Origin of the sequence: Neisseria sp. HMSC70E02, assembly GCF_001838645.1 — a bacterium.
In the GTDB taxonomy this organism is placed as follows: domain Bacteria; phylum Pseudomonadota; class Gammaproteobacteria; order Burkholderiales; family Neisseriaceae; genus Neisseria; species Neisseria macacae.
Genome location: NZ_KV838043.1, coordinates 1 through 1812, shown reverse-complemented (window position 1 = coordinate 1812; position 1812 = coordinate 1). Strand labels below are relative to the sequence as shown.

Genomic DNA, 1812 nt, shown 5'->3' with positions numbered 1-1812 from the left:
GCTTGCGGTTGAGGCGGACGTCTTTGGCGACGGTTTGAGCGTTGCCCAGGTCGGCGAAGAGCGGGAAGGGGATGGGCGGTGTAACAGGAGGAGCGGGAGGGGGTGCCCAGCAGAAATCGGGGAGGGTACAGATTACATAGAAGTCGCTGTCTTTACGGGCGATTTTATTGAATGCCATGGCAGCTTGCTCCTGTTGGGGGATGGGGGCGTCTGAAAGAGGGATGAATGAGGACTTAGGGTTTCAGACGACCTGCTGAGTTAAAATCAATATTGTCATGATTTATCTTTTGTCATTGAAAGCAGGAAGGGGTTTGTACTAATTAAGCGTTTTACTAAATTAATTTCAGTAAAATTTAATTTCCAAATATATTTTTCATTTTTTATAGAATAACTTCCAATCCCTCTTTTTAAAAAACTTTCTAAATTAATATTTTCAGCTTGCTTATGATTTAGAATATTAAATTCGTAAATATCTTTAATGAAACCTTTTTCAGCCAATGAGTCTCTTGTCAAAAGCATTTCATTCCATATTTTTTCTGAGAGTAATGGTATATTTCTACTTGAAAATATTGTAGATTTAATCTGAGAGCCTTCAAGCGTTTGGCTTTCCAGTAAACTCATGCCATAACCATAATCCCAGTTATCAAGATCAATATTTTTAGTAATGAAATCTAATAATACCTCCTTATATTCATATGGACACATAATTACAAATCTTGCTTCATATGTATTATCGTAATGTAACTCTTCCTGATTCAAAAAGGGATTATCGTATATAATTAAAACCCTATCTATTTTTTTCGTTTGTGCTAGAAAGAATGATAAATTTTGTTGTTTAATTTTATTTAAAGCATTTTCTATTGAACTAAAATGATATTTTCCAAAATTTATATCAATATCATCTAGTCTTAAATTAAATTTATTTAAATATAATTCATCAATTAAAATTATATTCTCCAGAAACCAATTACTTGTATTTAAATAACTATGAATGTCATTTCGTACTAAAAGAGTTATGGAAAAGTTTTTAAAATTTTGTCTATTTGGTAGTTTTTTAAAAAACATATTATTTCCTTCTTAATAGTTTATGTAATCGGACTGCAAGCATAGAAACTTTTGTAGGTTTACGTTTTATTTTTCCTCTTTGGAAATTATCATTTCTTGCTTTTAATTTGTCACATTTATCTGTTTTGGATGCGACTTCTATGGCTTTAACGCTTCCATCTTTATATAAAACGCCTACATCAGGTCTTGGTCCCCATTTAAATGTAAATTTTCCTTCTCCTGATAATAGTCTTTTGTATCCTAAATCCAAAGTGACCCTTTTCACTTTTGGATTCATTGCATATAAATGTGCATATATTATTGATACAATCCTATGCCCTGTTGTACCTGTTTTCTGTGCTGTACCTATAATCTTGTTCCAATACCACAAACCAAAAGGATCAATAAATATTTGACCATTAGGGGCAAAGAAATAAAGATTCTCCCCACCCCACAACCCAATCGGGTCTTGATTCACAAACCTACCCGCATCAGGCTCGTAATACCTGAAGAAGTTGTAATGCAGCCCCGTCTCACGGTCGGCATACTGGTTTTGCAGGCGGAAGGGTTGGTATGCGCTATCCGTTACCTTGGTTTCTTCTTTCAGACGACCCCAGCCGGTGTAGTTGCCGAACCATAAGAGGTTGCCGTCCTTATCGGTCATTTCTCTTGGGATGCCGATTTGGTCGCAGTGGAAGTAGCGGGTCTGTTGTTGGTTTTCTCCTTCTGCGTTCGTCCAATCGCGGACTTGCGCCAGCGGTTCGTAGG

The 1812-nt window shown here is 36.2% G+C and carries 2 protein-coding genes; both read right to left on the bottom strand.

The annotated features are described in order from the left end of the window. Positions 1-273: 273 nt before the first annotated feature. Positions 274-1065 carry a hypothetical protein gene (locus HMPREF3277_RS00065; RefSeq protein WP_070869688.1) on the bottom strand — a complete coding sequence of 264 codons (792 nt, stop codon included), beginning with the start codon at positions 1063-1065 and terminating at the stop codon, positions 274-276. Position 1066: 1 nt separating this feature from the next. After that, positions 1067-1812, bottom strand: a 746-nt coding sequence (locus HMPREF3277_RS15505) for an RHS repeat domain-containing protein (protein ID WP_246830726.1), incomplete at its 5' end; no start/stop codon positions are given.

Bases quoted from the DNA above. Each gene is read 5' to 3' on its own strand.
- HMPREF3277_RS00065 (WP_070869688.1), bottom strand. From the start codon at position 1,065: ATGTTTTTTAAAAAACTACCAAATAGACAAAATTTTAAAAACTTTTCC.